Here is an 18,175-nt window from a genome sequence, read left to right on the forward strand (position 1 = left end):
CGCCCTCTGCCAACTGTCCCACGTCATCCTGACGCAAGTCAGGACCTCGACCTGACAAGTGCGGAACCTGCAATATCGAGGTCCTGACTTTCGTCGGGATGACGATTAAACATCAAACTTATCCCCACCCCGCTAACGTGCGCGCATAGTCGCCGAGTTCTGGTCGCACGGGAGGCGTGAGCTCAGTCACTTGCGGCGATCGGGAGCGTGGAGCCCATCCGCACGACGGTGTGACAGCCCGAGTTCCGGTGGGGCCATGATCGGGGAAGTGAGGCAATAGGGCTCGACCAATCTTCCACGGTCATTTCGAGGCAGGACCCGCGAGGGACCTGAGTAAATCTCCACGTGCGGGACGTCTCGGATGCCCCCAAAACTTACTCAAGAACCGGCATTCGCCGGCGTCCCGCACACCTCCCAACACCGGGAGGCCCCCTCAAACCTCCAGCGGCAGGCCGCGTGGAGATTTTCGTGCTGCCGGGGAGGTGAGAGGATTTTTTAACGGAGCCACGCGATCATTTCAGTCCTGGCAGGCTGGAGCGCTGCGCGGTCTGTCTGCCCTGATGGTGAAACAGGAGGCTCACTTGCGTCCGGATCGGGATGTTCATGTCACTCGTCTCAGGAACCAGTTTCGTGCTGTGTCGGACCGCGCGATGCGGCGGCAGCGGACATCTCACGCGCTGGCCACGGTACGCGCCTGGGGGCTAGGTTTGGGCCTGCTCGTTTGTTCCTTGGCGCTGGTGTGGTTCACGATTGGCAGACTCAGTCCCTGGCCGGTGCCGGTAACGGTGCGGCACTATCTGGCGAGCGAGGGCTGTTATTCAGCCAGCACCGTGGGTCTGGCACCAGCGCGGCGCGGTGAGCCGGGTTATTGGCCCAAGCTGGATGGCGACAAGGACGGGATCTCCTGCGAGCTCTGGACCCCGGACGGGCGCCGCGCCAAGCGCTAGTCGCCCGCGCAGACCAGGATGTGATCATCGAACACCGCACCGACCAGCAAGACGCCGTCGCGCTGGGCCGCGACGCTGGAGGCGTTCAGCGAGCCGTCCATCACCAGCAGGGCCGTTTCGGTCTCGCCGGTGACCGGGTTGAGGCGCACGGCGTGGGAGGGGGCGATGGCGCCGGCATCGGCGGCGTGGGCGACGAAATCGAACACGCGCGGATGGCCGCCAATCCACAGGTCACCGCGCTCATCGACCTCGATATTGTCCGGCGCGGTCGGGACGGCAAAGGCGCGGTCGGCGGTGAGTTGGCCGCTCGACGCATCACGGTCATAGACTCGCACCCGGCGGGCGAGCAGTTCGGCGACATAGACCTCATTGCCGTCGGCGGAGATGTTGATGCCATTGGCATAGGCGATACCGTGGGCGACCATGTCGCCATCGGTGCCGTCGAAATAGGACACGCTCGAGAGCGGCAGGCCGAAATAGGCCTCCAGATTGGCCATGATGCCGGAATGATAGGCGCGGTCATTGGTGGCGTAGAAGCTGCGCGGGCCGACCCCGAGCACATCATTGGGCGAGAGCAGGGCCTCATGGCTAATGCTCTCGACATGGCTCAGCATGCCATCCTCGCCGACATCGAAGATCTCGACGGCGTGGGTGCCGCCGGCGATGTCGAAACCGGCGCGGTGATTGACGACGAAGAGGCGCTGACTGCCGTCCGGGCCGGTCCACAGGCTGATGCCGTGGGGGTGGAAATCGGCCGGGGCATCACCGGAGACGTCATGCAGGCTGCCCGGCTCGTTGAGGTCGAAGGCAAAGATGCCGCCGCGCTCGCCGGTGCGGCGGTCATCGGTGGAGAGGAAGACGCGGTTTGAGGCCGGATCGATGGTGATGTCTTCCGTGCCGGGGGCGATGGTCAGCGCCTCGCATTGACCCGGCGTGACCGGCGTCAGATCGGCCATCATGCCCGAGGCGGGAATGATGACGAAGGCCATGCGCGCCAGGGCGGCGGCGATGATCAGGCCCAGAATGATCAGGATATTGCGCATGAAACTCCCCCCGGAAACAAAGCTGTCGGGGCAGAATAGAGCATTTCACGATCCGGCGCGCGCCTTGTTTGGGCGGCTCTGCCGCGCCCGGCTACCGGCCCTGGCGGCCATGCTTGCCCTGGACGCTGGAGCGGACCTTCTTGGTGAAGCCGCGCTTGCGGGCCCGCGCCTCGGACGGGGTTTCCGAATTATAGCGATCCTCGGCGAGCAGTTTCTCCCAGCGCCGGAAGCGGTCGGCATCGACATCGCCGGCCTTGATCGCCGCCTGGATGGCACAGCCGGGCTCGGACTTGTGGGCACAGTCGGAGAATTTGCATTGCGTGGCGAGCTCGGTCAGGTCGGAAAAGACGCGGTCAATCCCGTCGCCGCTATCGCTCATGCCGAGCGAGCGCATGCCCGGCGTGTCGATCAGCCAGGCGCCGGAAAGGGTCGGGCGCAGGCTGCGCGCCGTGGTCGTGTGGCGGCCCTTGTCGTCACCCTTGCGATTGCCCTGGGTCTCGCTCGCCTCGCCGGTCAGCCCGTTGAGAATCGTCGACTTGCCGACGCCGGACGAGCCGACCAGGGCCGCCGTCGCACCGGGCTGCAGCCAGGGCAGGAGCCGGCCCAGCGCGGCCGTGTTGCGGGCATCGAGCGTGATGGCGCTGACATGGGGCGACAGCGCTTCGGCCTGGCGGACATAGTCGGCGGCGTTATCGACCAGGTCGGCCTTGGTCAGCACGATCAGCGGCTTGGTATCGCTGCTGGCGGCGAGGGTGAGATAGCGTTCCAGCCGCGCCGGGTTGAAGTCCGCATTGCAGGAGGTGACGATCATCAGCGTGTCGACATTGGCGGCGATCAGCTGGTGCATCAACACCGTGCCGGCGGCGCGGCGGCGCAGGATGGAGCGGCGCTCGAGGAGGCGGGTGATGCGGTGTTCCGACGGGTCGAACAATACCCAGTCACCGACGGCCAGATCGCCGGCCTGCATGTCGCCGGGCAGGGTGAGGGTGATCTCGCCATCGGGGGTGAGGGCCTGGACCCGGTCGCGATGCACATCGCACAGACGGGCCGGCGGTGTCGCCTCGAGCTCGCCCGGCTCAAGCTGGGTCGCGAAATAGTCTGACCAGCCGAGTGCGGCGAGCGATGCGTCTGACATGAAAGTGCCTTGTGTGTGGACGGATAGACCGCCGCCTGAAATCTGCGTTCCGGTGCTTTCCTAGCACATCGGGTGTGCGGTTCCAGTTTTCACGCCGGCCCCGAGCCCCCGCCGCTCACAGGCCCGATGCGAAGCGGGCGCAGAGCGCGGCGATTGGCAGGAAAAACACCCAGGACAGGTGCCGGCCCCGCGAGGCAACAAGCGCAGCGGCGCCGGAGGCGGCGAAAAGGGCCGCCATGACCCAGAGGAAACAGGCGGCGAAATCCATCGGGGTTTGTTGCAGCCGGACGAGGAGTGCGGCCATGCCGAGCCAGATGAGGGAGGTGAGGTGCCAGGCGACGCGGATTGTCGTCCGGGTCATGTCGGGACTGCCGAGAATGACCGGTAGTCCGTCAAGCCGCAGCAGCGGCCGGATCAGGCGGATCTCGCCGACAATCGAGTGCATGGCACTGACGGCAAGGAGGAGTGCGGCGGCGATGAGCAGCATAGGAAAACGCCTTGTTCAGCGCAGCAGGAACGCGCACCAACCCAGCGCTGCGATCAGTGCGAAAAGTGATGTGGAGGGGAAGCGGAGCGGGTTGATTGCGGCTTTCAGCCCGACGGCAATGCTCAGGCCGCAGAGCGCCGCGCTCAGGGCAGACAGCCCGAACAGGAGCGCGCTCTCTCCCGGATGGAGGGCCAGCCAGAGAAAGCCCGCAGCAATGAAGATGATCAATACGCTGGTGATGTGCCAGCAATAGTAATTCAGCCATTTCGAGAGGTGCGGCAGGCTGGTGTCCGCCAGCAGTGGCCGGGCCACGAAAACCCCTCCGGCGAATGTATGCACGGCAAAGGTCACCATGGCGGCCGCGGTTGCGGCGATCAGAATGAATGTCATGGCGATCTCGGTTCCTGCGCGGTGATGAGCGCTTTACTAGAATGAATATTCTATTATATGTTTCCCGAATGGGACGCCTGTCAACCATTCGCGACGAGACCGTGTTCGCCGCCGCAGGTGCGCAATTGGCGAGCGAGGGCGCCGTCACGCTGCAGGGCCTGGTTGCCGCAACCGGTATCTCGATCGGCTCGCTCTATCACCGGTATGGCTCACGGGAGGGTTTGCTGGCGCAGGCCTGGATCGACGCCGTCTCGGCCTTTCACGACCGGTTTCTCGCAGCCCTGGCGGCCGAGAATGCGGAGGCTGGCTTGCAAGCCGCCCTGGCGACGCCCCGCTTCTGCCGCGAGGAGCGGTCACGTGCGATTATTCTGTGTTGCTGCCGTCAGGTCGATTTCATCGCGCCGGCGACGCCGCCTCCGAGCCTGCAGGTGCTGCGGACGATCAATGACAAGGTTGCGGCCGCCTTGCAGGCCTATGCTGACAGCACGGGCCATTCACTCACGGCCTGCCGCATGGGCATGGTCGCCTTTCCCCTGGGCGCAGTGCGGCTCTATTTGCCCGGTCAGCCCGTGCCCGAGGAGGTGGACCGCTATGTCGAGGCCGGCTTTCGCGCGGCCATGACTGCAGACACCGGTGCCCGCACCTGAGGTGCGACCTCTCCGGCCTGATAGCCGGCCCGGAGAACATCGACGATGATCCGAGGTGTCAGGACGCAGACTTCACCAGCGGGCTCGACCGGGCTGGGCTGATAGCCGTCAAAGCTCCAGGCGAATACACGGCCCCGCTGCCGGACGAGGGCGTCATTGCCGCCGGGCAGCGTGAAGAAGACGCCATCGGGCAGGCGCTCAAGCGGGGCTTTGTGCGTGATCTGGGTCCGGCTGCGCGAGTGGACACGGTCGGCATGCAGCAGGCGATTCATCGCTGCCGGCGAGGGGCGCTCGCCCAGTTCGGGCCGGGCGCGGCCAAAGGCCTGCTGGAAAGCGATATAGTCGGCATGGCGGCAGGTGCCGCAGGGCCGGTGACCGGCGGCGAGGGCGACGGCCTCGTCGGTGAAGAAGAGCTCGGTATAGACGCCGGGGCGCATGATCGGGCGCTGCCAGTCCTTGAAGGTGAGGGCGCAGGCGACCCAGGCCTGGTGGGCCCAGCGTTTCTCGCCGAGCCGGCGATGTTCGTCATGCAGGCAGCCGCGATTACCCATCAGGGTGCCGCGCGCCGGATGGGCGAGGATTTCCCCGAAGGGGGTGACGCGATTTTGCAGCGGCATGGGCAGCAGGCTCCGGTTGTGAAAGGGCAAGGGTAGCGCCTGATCTGCAGCTGGACCAAACCGCACTTGCGTCAATCGAGCGAACAGTGTTCACTTTTCTCGGGCCCAGCCCGCCAAGCCGAGGAGCGCATTCATGTCCGACGAGCATTTTGATGTCCTGATTGTCGGAGCCGGGATTTCCGGCATTGCCGCGGCCTATCATCTACAGACCCGTTCGCCCGACCGCAGCTATGCGATCCTGGAGGCGCGCGAGGCAATCGGCGGTACGTGGGACCTGTTCCGCTATCCGGGCATCCGCTCCGACAGCGACATGTATACCTTCGGTTTCGCCTTCCGGCCCTGGACCGACGGCAAGGTGTTCGCCGACGGGCCGGCGATCCGCGAATACGTATCTGACACGGCGCGGCGCAATGGTATCGAGGAGAAGATCCGTTTCGGCACCCGCGTCATCCACGCCAACTGGGACAGCGAGACGGCACGCTGGACGGTGCGCACCGAGCGCGGCGAGGACGGGCAGCGCAAGAGTTTTACCTGCAATTTCCTGATGATGTGCTCGGGCTATTATCGCTACGAGCACGGCTATATGCCGGACTTTCCTGGCATGGAGGACTTCCCCGGCACCATCATTCATCCCCAGCTCTGGCCGGAGGATATCGACTACACCGGCAAGAAGGTGGTGATCATCGGCTCCGGTGCGACCGCGGTGACGCTGGTGCCGGCAATGGCGGAAAAGGCGGCGCATGTGACCATGCTGCAGCGCTCGCCGACCTATATCGCCGCGCGGCCCTCACGCGACGGGTTTGCCGATTTCATGCGCAAGATCCTGCCCGAGAAGATCGCCTATTCGGTGACGCGGGCGAAGAACGTCCTGCTTAATATCTATATTTACCACCTGTCCCAGACGCAGCCGCGCCTAGTCAAGGGCCAGGTGCTCAAGGCGATCCGCCTGCACCTCGGGCCGGACTTCGACGTCAAAAAGCATTTCTCGCCGAGCTATAATCCCTGGGACCAGCGCTTCTGCCTCGCGCCAGATGGTGATTTCTTCGACGTGCTGGCTGACGGCTCCGCCTCGATCATCACCGACCATATCGAGTGTTTCACCAGCACCGGCATCAAGCTGAAATCCGGCGAGGAGATCGAGGCCGATCTGATCATCCCGGCGACCGGGCTGGAGATGCAATTGCTCGGCGGCATGACGCTCAGCGTCGATGGCGCCATGGTCCGCGCCGCCGAAAAGGTGACCTATCGCGGCATGATGCTCAGCGATGTGCCCAATTTCGCGATCGCCTTTGGCTATACCAATGCCTCCTGGACGCTGAAGATCGACCTGACCTGCGAGCGCGTCTGCCGTCTGCTCAATCACATGTCGGCCAAGGGCTATGATTACTGCGTGCCGACACCGCCGGCAGATCTGGAGACCGTGCCGATGCTCGATTTCTCCTCGAGCTATGTCCAGCGGGCGATGGCACACCTGCCGCAACAGGGCGTGAAATCGCCATGGCGCACCTATCAGAACTACGTCCAGGACATGTTCACCATCCGCTTCGGCAAGCTGGAGGACGGGGCGATGAAGTTCGGCCGGGCCGGCGACAAGGGGCAGCAGGCTCCGGCGCTGGAGGCGGCCGAGTAGGGGGCACCCTGATTGCGCATGATTTTTGCGGTTTCGGCGTAAATTTGGGGATTTCGGCCCGGATGTCACCCGCGCCGCGTGACCGGCTGGACTTTTCATCCAATCGCGGCCAGTCTGCGCGGATCAAGCTGTCGAGACCGATCATGACGCGCGCCATCGCCCTTCCCCTCGCAGACCAGAACCGGATCCGTATCCGCCTGCTCGGCCAGGCCGCGCTCATTTTGATTATCATCGGCCATAGCCTGACCGGAGCGCCGCTCGCCCCTGCCTGACATCGACCTGATGCCGCCGCAGACCGAACCTCGCTCCGACCGGGCGAGGTTTTTTTGCGCCTCGCTCCAACCGCCCCGATCAGACCAAGCACCGACCCCAAGTGAGCCCGCCATGATTTCAGATTTTGCCGCCGAGTTCGATTTTGTTGCCGATTGCCATGCAAGCGGCATGGGCGGTGTGCTGCGCACGCCCTGCCAGCGGGCCGAGGCGCTGAGCGAGCTGACCGGCTGCGACATTCGGGTCAAGCTGGAGAATTTGCAGGTGACCGGTTCTTTCAAGGAGCGCGGCGCCTATGCCAAGCTGGTCAGCCTGTCCCCGGCGGAGCGGGCGCGCGGCGTGGTGGCGGCCTCGGCCGGCAATCATGCCCAGGGCGTCGCCCGGCACGGGCGCCTGCTCGGCATCGAGACGGTGATTTTCATGCCGGTCGGGACGCCGGCGATCAAGGTCAATGCGACGCGGGCCCTGGGCGCGACAGTGGAGCTCGCCGGCGCCGGTTTCGACGAAACCAGCCAGCTCGCACGCGACTATTGTACCGCCGAGGGGCGGGTGCTGGTGCATCCGTTTGATGATCCGCTGGTGATGGCCGGGCAGGGCACTGTGGCGACGGAAATGCTGGCCGATCAGGGCGATCTCGATGTCATCGTGGTGCCGATTGGCGGCGGTGGCCTGGCCTCGGGCGTCGCGCTGACGGCAAAACGGATCAAGCCGGAGATCGAGATCATCGGCGTGCAGGCCGATCTCTTCCCGCCCTTCCACAACCTGTTTCACAGCGGCGACAGGCCCGTTGGCGGCATGACGCTGGCCGAAGGCATCGCCGTGCGCGAACCGGGCACGCTGACGCGGCGCATCATGGGCGAGATGCTCGATGATGTGCTGCTGGTCGATGAGCGCACGATCGAGCGGGCCCTGAACCTCTATCTGACACGGCTGCGTGTCCTGCCCGAAGGGGCGGGAGCTGTGGGCCTTGCGGCCGTGCTGGCGCATCCGGAGCGTTTCGCCGGCAAGGCGGTCGGCCTGGTGCTGACCGGCGGCAATGTCGACACGCGGCTGTTGTCATCCCTGCTCTTGCGGGATCTGGCCCGGTCGCGGCGGCTGGCGCGACTGCGAATCGAACTGATCGATGTGCCTGGGCAGCTCTCTTCGGTCTCTCACATCATCTCCGAGGCTGGCGGCAATGTGACCGATGTCGCCTACCACAAGACCTTCTCGGATCTGCCGGCCAAGGTGACCTATATCGACATCTCGCTCGAGGCCCAGGACGCCGCCCATATGGACCGGGTGCATGCGGCCCTGCGCCAGGCCGGCTTCCGGGTCGAATTCGCCGACTACTGAGCGAGGGAGATGACATCTGCAGCCCGGGGCCTAATTTGCTCGGGCATAAGTTATACCTGCCGTGGGCCCCGGTTTCGGGCGAGAAAAGCGGCGGGTTTTCAACACTTCATGCCCGGACGCGACAAATTGCCATACAGATTTTGTGGAATCGCGCGATAAACCGGGACCAGACAGGCCAACATCCTCGGGGGCATCGATGCAATCGCCGCAGACACTCACACGCAGCGGGCTGGATTTCAGTACCGTAACAGTGCTTCTCATAACCGTGCTCGGAGCCCTCTGGGCGCTGTTTGCCGCGGCTTACGCTCCGGACGCTGCCATGAAGGGCCAGTCCTGGCTGCTCCTGGCCGGCTTCCTGACCGGTATCCTCCTGCTCGTCGGCAGTATCGCCAGTGGCGGTGTCGAGACCGATGAGCGCGAATACAATGAGAACCTGGTCAAGGCGGGCGTCATCGCATCGCTGTTCTGGGCTGCTGCCGGACTGCTTGTCGGCGTCATCATCGCCTTCCAGCTGGCCTTCCCGATCATCAATATCGAGGACTGGGGCTTCACCAGTTTCGGGCGCCTGCGGCCGCTGCACACCTCGGCGGTGATCTTCGCCTTCGGCGGCAATGTGCTGATCGCGACCTCCTTCTATGTGGTGCAGCGCACCTCGCGCACCCGGATCGCCGGCGGGATCTGGCCTTGGTTCGTGTTCTGGGGCTACCAGTTCTTCATCGTCATGGCCGGGTCCGGCTATCTGGTCGGCATCACCCAGTCCCGCGAATACGCCGAGCCGGAATGGTATGCCGATATCTGGCTGACCCTGGTCTGGGTCGCCTATCTGCTGGTCTTCCTGGGCACGCTGTGGAAGCGCAAGGAGCCGCATATCTATGTGGCGAACTGGTTCTACCTGGCCTTCATCGTCACCATTGCGATGCTGCACATCATCAATAATCTGGCCGTTCCGGTCAGCTTCTTCGGCTCGCACAGCTATTCCGCCTTCTCCGGCGTCCAGGATGCGCTGACCCAGTGGTGGTACGGCCATAACGCCGTTGGCTTCTTCCTCACCGCCGGCTTCCTCGGCATCATGTATTACTTCATCCCGAAACGGGTGAACCGGCCGGTCTATTCCTACCGCCTGTCGATCATCCACTTCTGGTCGCTGATCTTCATCTACATCTGGGCCGGCCCGCACCACCTGCACTATACGGCGCTGCCGGAATGGGCGCAGACGCTGGGCATGGCCTTCTCGATTATGCTGTGGATGCCGTCCTGGGGCGGGATGATCAACGGCCTGATGACGCTCTCGGGCGCCTGGGACAAGCTGCGCACCGACCCGGTCGTTCGCATGCTGGTGATCTCGGTTGCCTTCTACGGCATGTCGACCTTTGAAGGTCCGGTGATGTCGATCCGCGCCGTCAACGCGCTGTCCCACTATACCGACTGGACCGTTGGCCACGTGCACTCCGGTGCGCTCGGCTGGGTCGGCTTCGTGTCCTTCGGGGCGCTGTACTGCCTGGTTCCATGGCTGTGGAAGAAAGCCGGCATGTATTCCAAGGCGTTGGTCGACTGGCACTTCTGGATCGCGACCTTCGGCATCCTGCTCTACATCACCTCGATGTGGGTTGCGGGCATCATGCAAGGTCTGATGTGGCGCGCCTATAACTCGCTCGGCTTCCTGGAATACTCCTTCGTGGAAACCGTCGAGGCGATGCACATCTCCTACATCATCCGTGCGGTCGGTGGCCTGCTCTATCTGACCGGCGCCCTGATCATGATTTACAATGTCTATCGCACCATCCGGAGCGATGAGACCGAAGCGGATGAGGCTGTCTCGCCTCAACCCGCGCAGATTCCGGCCTAGGGGGAGACGGCTATGTCAAAGGGCAAAAGCCTGTGGAGCGATCTCCACAAAAAGCTGTTCGAGAAAAACTCGCTCATCCTCACTGTCGGCATTCTCGTCACCGTCTCTATCGGCGGCATCGTCGAGATTGCGCCGCTCTTCTATCTCGACTCGACGATCGAGGAAGTCGACGGCATGCGGCCCTATACGCCGCTGGAACAGCTGGGACGGGACATCTATGTCCGCGAGGGTTGCTATAACTGCCACTCGCAGATGGTTCGCCCGCTGCGCGACGAAGTCGAACGCTATGGCCACTACTCGCTCGCCGCAGAGAGCATGTATGACCACCCCTTCCAGTGGGGCTCGAAGCGGACCGGACCGGATCTGGCCCGCGTCGGCGCCAAGTATTCCGACGAATGGCATCGTGACCATATGCGTGATCCGCGCTCGGTGGTGCCGGAGTCGATCATGCCGGCCTATGCCTTCCTGGAAACCTCGACCCTGAGCTATGAAAATGTCGCCGCCAATCTGCGCGCCCTGCGCACGGTGGGTGTGCCCTATAGCGACGAGATGATCGAGGCGGCGGTGTCGGATGTGACGACGCAGCTCGATCCGTTCGCTTCGGATTATGACGGCTTCCTGGCGCGCTACCCCGGCGCGACCCTGCGCGATTTCGACGGCAATCCCGACCGGATTTCCGAGCTCGATGCGCTGGTCGCCTACCTTCAAGTGCTCGGCACGATGGTGGATTTCTCCACCTATGAAGCCGAAGCCGATGAAAACCTGAGATAGGGGGCGGCGATGTATTCCATTCTCTCGAGCTTTGCCCAGACCTGGGGCATGTTGCTCTTCATCCTGCTGTTCACCGGCGCCCTGGCCTATGCCCTGTGGCCCCGCAACCAGAAACGCTTCGACGAGGCGGCACGCTTGCCGCTGAGCGACGACGATGCACCGATCACCGAAGACGCGAATGAGGACCGGGCCCATGTCTGATCACAAGGAAAACCGCGAAACCGACGCGCATTCGGGAACCGAAACCACCGGCCATGAGTGGGACGGGATCAAGGAACTCGACACGCCGCTGCCGCGCTGGTGGCTGTACACCTTCTATGCCTGCATCGTTATCGGCATCGTCTATATGGTGATGATGCCGGCGATCCCGGCCCTGCCGGGCATGGGCGCGGATGCGGACAATGACCACACCCGTGGGATCAGCAACAATTCAGAGCGCGCCAATGTCGCCATGGCGATGGCCGATCTGGAAGCCTCGCGGGCTCCGGGTTTTGAGCGCCTGCGCGGCGCCTCGATCGACGAGATCGAGAATGATCCGGATCTGCTCGGCTTCGTGCGCGCTGCCGGCGATGCCGCCTTCGGCAATAATTGCTCGACCTGCCACGGCTCCGGTGCCCAGGGCTTTGTCGGCTATCCCAACCTCAATGACGATGTCTGGCTGTGGGGCGGGAGCTATGACGATATCCGCACCACGATTCGCTTCGGCATCCGTGGCGAGCATGCCGATACGCGCTTCTCGCAAATGCCGGCCTTCGGCCGCGACGGGCTGCTGACCCGGTCCCAGATCGGTGATGTCACTGATTATATCCTGTCCCTGTCGGGGCAGACCGGGCCGGCCGATTCCATCGCCCGCGGGTCCGATATCTTCACCAGCCAGTGCGCCAGCTGCCACATGGCCGATGGCCGTGGTGACCGCACCCAGGGCGCGCCGGATCTGACCGACCAGGACTGGCTCTATGGCGGTTCGCGGGACCAGATCCTGGCGACCATCTATCGCGGCCCCTATGGCGTCATGCCTGCCTGGGAAGACCGTCTGGGCGACACCACGATCGACGCCCTCGCAGCCTATGTCTATCTGCTCGGTGGCGGCGAAGCTGCGGCAAGCCGTCCCACGGGTCAGTAAGTCGCATCGCCTAAACCTCTTTAACCGGATTAAACGCCGCCATGTCTGATACGCAAAAACGCAGCATGGCGGCGCCCGGGGTCTCCCGCTCGAAAGCCAAGGCGGTCAATGCCGCCGACGAGCGCGAGCTCTACAAGAAACGCGAGCCGATTTATCCCAAGCTGGCGCACGGCAAGTTCCGTTTCGTCAAATGGGTGGTGATGGCCGTCACCCTGGCGGTCTATTACCTCGTGCCTTTCCTGCGCTGGGATCGCGGCGCCGATGCGCCCGACCAGGCGGTGCTGGCCGATTTCGCCGGCCGCCGTTTCTATTTCTTCTTCATCGAGATCTGGCCACAGGAAGTCTATTACATCACCGGCCTGCTGATCCTCGCGGCGCTGGCATTGTTCCTGGTCACGGCCCTGTTCGGGCGTGTCTGGTGTGGCTATGCCTGTCCGCAGACGGTGTGGACCGATCTCTTCATCATGGTCGAGCGCGCCTTCGAGGGCGATCGCAATGCCCGCATCAAGCTGGACCGTGCGCCCTGGAGCTTCAACAAGGCCTGGCGCAAGGTCGGCAAGCATACGGTCTGGCTTCTGATCGCCGCAGCGACCGGCGGGGCCTGGATCCTGTATTTCCACGATGCCTATGACACGCTGGCCAATTTCTTCACCGGCCAGGCCGACATGTCGGCCTATCTCTTCTTCGCGGTTCTGACCTTCACCACCTATGTGCTGGCCGGCACGATGCGCGAACAGGTCTGCACCTATATGTGTCCGTGGCCGCGCATCCAGGCGGCGATGACCGATCGCGAAGCGCTCAACGTCACCTATCGCGTTGACCGCGGCGAACCGCGCGGGCCGCACAAGAAGACCGATACCTGGGAGGGGCGGGGCGATTGCATCGATTGCATGCAATGCGTGGCTGTCTGTCCGATGGGGATCGATATCCGCGACGGCGCCCAGCTGGAATGCATCCAGTGCGCCCTGTGTATCGATGCCTGCGATGATGTCATGCGCAAGGTCGACCGGCCTACCGGGCTGATCGCCTACGAGACCGACGACAATATCGATCGCTTCCAGTCGGGCGAGAAACCGCGCTACCGCTTCGTGCGCATCCGCACCCTGGTCTATGCCGTGGCACTGGTGGCCGTGGCGGCCGTGATGCTGGCCGGTCTGCTGACGCGCACCGAGCTGGAACTCAACGCCGCACGCGACCGCAATCCCAATTATGTCCGCCTGTCCGATGGCTCGATCCGCAATGGCTACACCATCAAGGTCGTCAACAAGGGCAATGAGGCACGTGAACTGGATCTCGTTGTCGAAGGCGATCCGGCCATCACGGTCCGGGTGCTGGGAGCGCCCGAGGAGGCCCCGATGCGCATGAGTATCGAAGCCGACCGGACGCGCGATTTCGTCGTCTATCTCACCCTGCCGCATGAGGCCGTCGATGTGCCGCGCGAGGACATCATGTTCCGCGTTGTTGATCCGGCGACCGGCGAGACAGCCGAGACGCGCTCGGTTCTGGTGACGGGGCTGGCCGAATGAGACGCTTCCTCAACCCGCTGCGCGGCTGGCATGTGCTGGTGATGATTCTGCTGTTCTTCGGCGTCACCATCGGCGTCAATGCCACCTTCATCACCCTGGCCCTGCAGACGTTTCCGGGCGAGGACGTGCCCCACTCCTACGTCCAAGGGCTGGAGTTCAACGAGACGATCGCTCGCCGCCAGGCGCAGGATCAACTGGGCTGGTCGGCGCGTTTCAATGCCGTTGACGGGGCCCTGTTGCTGGAGGTGCTCGACGCAGAAGCGGCACCGGTTTCCGGCCTGAACCTGTCCGGGGAGATGGTCCATCCCGACACGACGCAGGCCTGCCCGCTTGCCTTCGCCGAAGCCCGGCCCGGCGTGTATCGCGCCGAGCTGGCATGCGAGACGGCTGGCCGCTGGCGCGTCCGGGTCCTCAATGAGGGCGAGGCGCCCTTCGAGGTGGAATACGAGCTATGGCTGCCCTAGGTGCCGCCACGCCGGACGCCGGCTCGGGCCAGGCGGATCCGCAGGCCTTTGTCCGCAAGATTGATGGTCAGTCGCATCTTGATCTTCTCGTGCGCGGCGCGACCTGCGCTGGCTGCATTGCCCGCATCGAGTCGGGCATGCTCGCCGATGAGCGCGTCGAACAGGCGCGGCTGAACCTGTCCACCGGCCGTCTGGCCCTGGTCTGGCGCGGCGAGCCCTCGGCGGCGCGCGGCTTTGTCACCAAGCTCGGCGAGATCGGCTATCCGGCGACGCCCTATGAGCCGGAGAACGACAACGATCCCCAGAAGGAAGACGAGCGCCGTCTGCTGCGTGCTTTGGCCGTGGCCGGATTCGCGATGGCGAATGTGATGCTGCTCTCGATCTCGGTCTGGTCCGGCGGGCTTGAGATGAGCGCGGCGATGCAGTCCCTGATGCACCGCATCTCGGCCCTGATCGTGCTGCCGGCCGTGGCCTATGCCGGCCAGCCCTTCTTCCGCTCGGCCTGGTCCGTGCTCAAGAATCGCCACGTCAATATGGACGTGCCGATCTCGCTGGCCGTGCTGCTCGCCTGCGGGCTCTCGATCTATGAGACCTTCATCGGCCATGGCGAGACCTATTACGACGCCGCGGCGATGCTGCTCTTCTTCCTGCTGATCGGCCGCTTCCTCGACATGCGGCTGCGCGCCCGCGCCAGCCAGGCGGCGCGGGGCCTGGCGGCGATGCAGGCGGCGACCGCCAATCGTCTGCGCCCCGACGGTGTCATGGAAGCCGTGCCGGCCCGCGATGTCCGTGCCGGCGATCAGCTGGTGCTGGCCGCGGGTGATCGTGTGCCGGTTGATGCGGTGATCATCGAAGGCGAGGGCGCCCTCGACGGTTCGCTCGTCAGCGGCGAGACGGCGCCGGTCGAGGCGCGGCCCGGCGTGCAGGTCTTCTCCGGCATGCTCAATCTCGACGGCAAGCTGGTCGTGCGCGCCAGTGCCGATCGCGACAATTCCCTGCTGGCCGAGATCACCCGCATGGTCGAGGCCGGCGAGCAGAGCCGCTCGCGCTTCGTGCGCCTCGCCGACCAGGCGGCGCGGCTCTATGTGCCGCTGGTACACTCGCTGGCACTGGCCACCCTGATCGGCTGGTTCGTGCTCGCCGGCGAGCCGCACACGGCCGTCATCAACGCCATCGCCGTGCTGATTATCACCTGCCCCTGTGCCCTGGGACTGGCCGTACCCGCGGTGCAGGTCGTTGCCTCGGGCCGTCTGTTCAAGGCCGGCGTGCTGGTCAAATCCGGCGATGCGCTCGAACGCATGGCCAAGATCGACACGGTCGTGGTCGACAAGACCGGGACATTGACCGAAGGCCGCCCGCGCCTGGTCGAGCCGGAGGCACTGCCCGAGGGCATGCTGGAACTGGCCGCCCGCCTCGCGCGCACCAGCCGCCACCCCCTGTCACGCGCCATCGCCGATGCGGCGGGTATGGGGCCGGCCGCAAAGGATGTCCGCGAGATCGCCGGCGGTGGACTTGAATGCGTCGAGGACGGGCGCCGTCTGCGTTTCGGGGCTGCCCGTTGGCTCGGGATCAATGCGGTCAGCGATCCGCATTCGGAAGCCTGGCTGGTCGTTGATGATGGCGCACCGGTGCGTTTTCGCTTCGCCGACCGTTTGCGCAGCGATGCGGCCTCGACCATCGAGGGGCTGCGCCAGCGCGGTTGCCGTATCGAGCTCTTGTCCGGTGACCGCCCGGGCCCGGTGGGCGCGATCGCGGCCGAGCTGGGCATCGAGCACTGGTCGGCCGAGCTGAAGCCGCAGGAGAAGATCGCGCGGATCGAGGCCCTGAAGGCTGAGGGACGCAGCGTGCTGATGATCGGTGACGGTCTCAATGACGCGCCGGCCCTGGCGACGGCCGATGCCTCGGTCTCGCTGGCGGCGGCAGCGGAGATTTCCCAGGCTGCGGCGGATTTCGTGCTGCAGGGAAACAAATTGTCCGGCTGTCTGGTCGCGCTCGATATTTCACGGGCCGCGCGCCGCCGGGTGCTGGAGAATTTCGCCCTGGCGGCGGGCTATAACATGATCGCCATCCCGCTGGCGGTGCTCGGAATGGTCACACCCCTGATCGCTGCCATCGCCATGTCTGCGTCATCCATCCTGGTAACGCTCAATGCCCTGAGGCTCGCAAGACGATGAACGCTCTGATCTGGCTGATACCCGTCGCACTGGGCCTGGGTTTTCTCGGGCTGGTCGGCTTCCTGTGGAGTCTGAAGTCCGGTCAGTTCGACGATCTCGACGGCGCGGCCCAGCGTATCCTGATGGATGACGACAAGCCGCTGCCCTCGCGGCCCCGGCCTCAGGCCGAGGCCGGCGAGTCCGAAGCTGATGGCGAAAAGTCCTTGTAGGCATGCCAGCTTGCATGTGCCAGCCAGGGGAAGACCAGCGCCAGGCCGATCAGGAAGAAGGCGGTGCCGGCCAGGGTCATGAAACCGATCAGCCAGGCCCAGGTGAACATCACGAAGGGCTGACGGCGCACCGCTGTGACGCTGGCCACCAGCGCCGTGACCGCATCGACATCCTGGTCGACCAGCATCGGAAAGGCGATGGCCGAGATTGAGAAGGCGAGACCGGCCAGCAGGGATCCGACAAGGGTGCCGAGCACGAGCAGGGTGATGCCCGCCGGTTCCGACAGGGAGAATTCCAGGAAGGGGCCGGGCGAAAGCGGCGTGCCCGGTGCGATGATCACCAGCAGGAACTGGGCAATCTCGACCCAGGCCATCAGCAGGAGCAGCAACAGCAGGGAGAGAAAGGCAATCTGGGTGATGCGGTCCGGGAAGCGCGAAATGATGACGCGAAAGCGCGGCACCTCGCCACGTTCCAGCGCGCGGCTGACCTGGTAGATGCCGATCGCCAGGGCCGGTGCAATGAGGGCGAAGCCGCTCAGGGCCACCGGCGCGATGGCGCCCAGCCCGAGCAGCCACAGTCCGCCGGTGATCAGAAGGCCGACGACGACGAAGATCAGGCCATAGCTCAGACTGACGCGCCGGGCGCGCATCATGTCGGCCCAGCCGTCCTTGAGCCATTTCCAGGGCGCATCGCGCCGGACTTTCTGCAGTGTGACCATGGTGTTCAACCTTCCCGGATGTCTTGTACCATGCTTCCCCGGTTCGCGGGATTATGCCACAATTTTATTGAGCCTATTGAGGCCTTCACCACAGGAATGACAGCCATGCCCGTGCGGAGGCCTCGATGGACCCACTGACCCAGCTCAGCCTGGCCGGCGGAATTCTGGCCGGTTTTGCCTCCAGCCTGCATTGCGTCGGGATGTGTGGCGGCATTGCCTCCGGCCTGATGCTGACCCTGGCCCCTGATGGTGATCATGCCACGCGGGCCCGCGTCATTCTGCTGGCGCAGCTCGGACGGGTCGGAGCCTATGTTGTGGCCGGTGCGATCGTCGGCCTGATCGGCTCCAGCGTCTATTTCTCGTTCGACCGCGGCGTCGCACACGCCCTGCTGCGCTGGGCCGGTGCGGTGACGCTGGTCTATATCGGACTGTCGGTGGCCGGCTGGGCGCCGAGCCTGGCGGGCCTGGACCGTGTCGGCAGCCGGGTCGTGACCTGGCTGCGCGCGCCGCTCGGCGGGGCCTTCTCGGCCGCAAGCCCGGTGCTGGCCGGATTCGTCTGGGGCTTTCTGCCCTGCGGCATGGTCTATGCGGCCCTGTTCTACGCCATGCTGTCCGGCAGCGCCGGTGGCGGCGCGATGATCATGGCCGGTTTCGGGCTCGGCACCGTGCCCGCCGTCGTCGGCGCGGCCTTCGGTGCCCAGGTGCTGATGCGGCTGTCGCAGCGGCCCGGTTTGCGCCTCACCGTCGGTCTCGTGATCGTGGTACTCGGTATCGCCTCGGCGGCCATTCCCTGGCGCACACTGGCGGCATTTTGCGGGATCGAACTGGGCTAGTGGCCTGAC

At 64.7% G+C, this 18,175-nt stretch carries 20 protein-coding genes; 14 read left to right on the plus strand and 6 right to left on the minus strand.

Annotated elements, in window-relative coordinates; translation table 11 throughout:
* Positions 1 to 707: 707 nt before the first annotated feature.
* Positions 708 to 947: an excalibur calcium-binding domain-containing protein gene (locus tag ACN0YF_RS00310; RefSeq protein WP_417492880.1), complete on the plus strand. Its 240-nt coding sequence runs from the start codon at positions 708 to 710 to the stop codon at positions 945 to 947.
* Here the strand turns inward: ACN0YF_RS00310 and ACN0YF_RS00315 are convergent.
* The 4 genes from ACN0YF_RS00315 to ACN0YF_RS00330 all read right to left on the minus strand — a co-directional run bounded on the left by ACN0YF_RS00315 (position 944) and on the right by ACN0YF_RS00330 (position 4,002).
* A complete protein-coding gene (locus ACN0YF_RS00315; protein ID WP_417492881.1) occupies positions 944 to 1,990 on the minus strand; it encodes a strictosidine synthase family protein in 1,047 nt (348 codons plus the stop codon). The two genes, ACN0YF_RS00310 and ACN0YF_RS00315, sit on opposite strands and share 4 nt — an antisense overlap.
* A 91-nt stretch (positions 1,991 to 2,081) precedes the next feature.
* Positions 2,082 to 3,125 (minus strand): ribosome small subunit-dependent GTPase A, encoded by a 1,044-nt coding sequence (rsgA, locus tag ACN0YF_RS00320; RefSeq protein ID WP_417492882.1) that lies wholly within the window; start codon positions 3,123 to 3,125, stop codon positions 2,082 to 2,084.
* Positions 3,126 to 3,240: 115 nt separating this feature from the next.
* Entirely contained in the window at positions 3,241 to 3,612 is a 372-nt protein-coding gene (locus tag ACN0YF_RS00325; protein ID WP_417492883.1) for a hypothetical protein, read from the minus strand.
* Positions 3,613 to 3,627: 15 nt separating this feature from the next.
* Complete coding sequence (locus tag ACN0YF_RS00330; protein ID WP_417492884.1) at positions 3,628 to 4,002, minus strand: hypothetical protein; 375 nt, start codon at positions 4,000 to 4,002, stop codon at positions 3,628 to 3,630.
* 68 nt (positions 4,003 to 4,070) lie between these two features.
* Here ACN0YF_RS00330 and ACN0YF_RS00335 point away from each other — a divergent pair, with 68 nt between their 5' ends.
* Positions 4,071 to 4,649: a TetR/AcrR family transcriptional regulator gene (locus ACN0YF_RS00335; RefSeq protein ID WP_417492885.1), complete on the plus strand. Its 579-nt coding sequence runs from the start codon at positions 4,071 to 4,073 to the stop codon at positions 4,647 to 4,649.
* Here ACN0YF_RS00335 and ACN0YF_RS00340 read toward each other — a convergent pair.
* Positions 4,592 to 5,266, minus strand: coding sequence for a hypothetical protein (locus ACN0YF_RS00340; protein ID WP_417492886.1), 675 nt, complete (start codon positions 5,264 to 5,266; stop codon positions 4,592 to 4,594). The genes ACN0YF_RS00335 and ACN0YF_RS00340 overlap by 58 nt on opposite strands.
* 133 nt (positions 5,267 to 5,399) lie before the next feature.
* On the opposite strand from ACN0YF_RS00340, the gene ACN0YF_RS00345 reads away from it, so the two are divergent.
* The 11 genes from ACN0YF_RS00345 (at position 5,400) to ccoS (ending at position 16,614) form a co-directional block, all read left to right on the plus strand.
* The gene (locus tag ACN0YF_RS00345) at positions 5,400 to 6,896 is read left to right on the plus strand and encodes a flavin-containing monooxygenase (RefSeq protein ID WP_417492887.1); all 1,497 of its coding nucleotides are present in this window, start codon (positions 5,400 to 5,402) and stop codon (positions 6,894 to 6,896) included.
* Between the two features lie 62 nt (positions 6,897 to 6,958).
* Positions 6,959 to 7,168: a hypothetical protein gene (locus tag ACN0YF_RS00350; RefSeq protein ID WP_417492888.1), complete on the plus strand. Its 210-nt coding sequence runs from the start codon at positions 6,959 to 6,961 to the stop codon at positions 7,166 to 7,168.
* Between the two features lie 112 nt (positions 7,169 to 7,280).
* The gene (locus ACN0YF_RS00355) at positions 7,281 to 8,501 is read left to right on the plus strand and encodes a threonine ammonia-lyase (protein WP_417492889.1); all 1,221 of its coding nucleotides are present in this window, start codon (positions 7,281 to 7,283) and stop codon (positions 8,499 to 8,501) included.
* Between the two features lie 196 nt (positions 8,502 to 8,697).
* Positions 8,698 to 10,347, plus strand: a complete 1,650-nt coding sequence (gene ccoN, locus ACN0YF_RS00360; protein WP_417492890.1) for a cytochrome-c oxidase, cbb3-type subunit I — start codon at positions 8,698 to 8,700, stop codon at positions 10,345 to 10,347.
* 12 nt (positions 10,348 to 10,359) lie between these two features.
* Entirely contained in the window at positions 10,360 to 11,118 is a 759-nt protein-coding gene (gene ccoO / locus ACN0YF_RS00365; RefSeq protein WP_417492891.1) for a cytochrome-c oxidase, cbb3-type subunit II, read from the plus strand.
* Between the two features lie 9 nt (positions 11,119 to 11,127).
* A complete protein-coding gene (locus tag ACN0YF_RS00370; protein WP_417468382.1) occupies positions 11,128 to 11,319 on the plus strand; it encodes a cbb3-type cytochrome c oxidase subunit 3 in 192 nt (63 codons plus the stop codon).
* Positions 11,312 to 12,241, plus strand: a complete 930-nt coding sequence (ccoP, locus tag ACN0YF_RS00375) for a cytochrome-c oxidase, cbb3-type subunit III (RefSeq protein WP_417492892.1) — start codon at positions 11,312 to 11,314, stop codon at positions 12,239 to 12,241. The genes ACN0YF_RS00370 and ccoP overlap by 8 nt, the downstream gene beginning before the upstream one ends.
* Before the next feature lie 41 nt (positions 12,242 to 12,282).
* Positions 12,283 to 13,767 (plus strand): cytochrome c oxidase accessory protein CcoG, encoded by a 1,485-nt coding sequence (gene ccoG / locus ACN0YF_RS00380; protein ID WP_417481590.1) that lies wholly within the window; start codon positions 12,283 to 12,285, stop codon positions 13,765 to 13,767.
* Positions 13,764 to 14,231 (plus strand): FixH family protein, encoded by a 468-nt coding sequence (locus ACN0YF_RS00385; protein ID WP_417492893.1) that lies wholly within the window; start codon positions 13,764 to 13,766, stop codon positions 14,229 to 14,231. The genes ccoG and ACN0YF_RS00385 overlap by 4 nt, the downstream gene beginning before the upstream one ends.
* On the plus strand, positions 14,219 to 16,405 hold the full coding sequence (locus ACN0YF_RS00390) for a copper-translocating P-type ATPase (RefSeq protein WP_417492894.1): 2,187 nt from the start codon (positions 14,219 to 14,221) through the stop codon (positions 16,403 to 16,405). Before ACN0YF_RS00385 ends, ACN0YF_RS00390 begins: the two co-directional genes overlap by 13 nt.
* Entirely contained in the window at positions 16,402 to 16,614 is a 213-nt protein-coding gene (ccoS, locus tag ACN0YF_RS00395) for a cbb3-type cytochrome oxidase assembly protein CcoS (RefSeq protein WP_417492895.1), read from the plus strand. Before ACN0YF_RS00390 ends, ccoS begins: the two co-directional genes overlap by 4 nt.
* On the opposite strand, the gene ACN0YF_RS00400 is transcribed toward ccoS, so the two are convergent.
* Positions 16,566 to 17,333: a DUF2189 domain-containing protein gene (locus ACN0YF_RS00400; RefSeq protein WP_417481586.1), complete on the minus strand. Its 768-nt coding sequence runs from the start codon at positions 17,331 to 17,333 to the stop codon at positions 16,566 to 16,568. The two genes, ccoS and ACN0YF_RS00400, sit on opposite strands and share 49 nt — an antisense overlap.
* A gap of 125 nt (positions 17,334 to 17,458) precedes the next feature.
* Between ACN0YF_RS00400 and ACN0YF_RS00405 the strand changes: the two genes are divergently transcribed.
* A complete protein-coding gene (locus tag ACN0YF_RS00405) occupies positions 17,459 to 18,166 on the plus strand; it encodes a sulfite exporter TauE/SafE family protein (RefSeq protein ID WP_417492896.1) in 708 nt (235 codons plus the stop codon).
* The last annotated feature ends 9 nt before the right edge of the window (positions 18,167 to 18,175 follow it).

Origin of the sequence: Maricaulis sp., from assembly GCF_048270265.1 — a bacterium.
Classification (GTDB): Bacteria; Pseudomonadota; Alphaproteobacteria; order Caulobacterales; family Maricaulaceae; genus Maricaulis.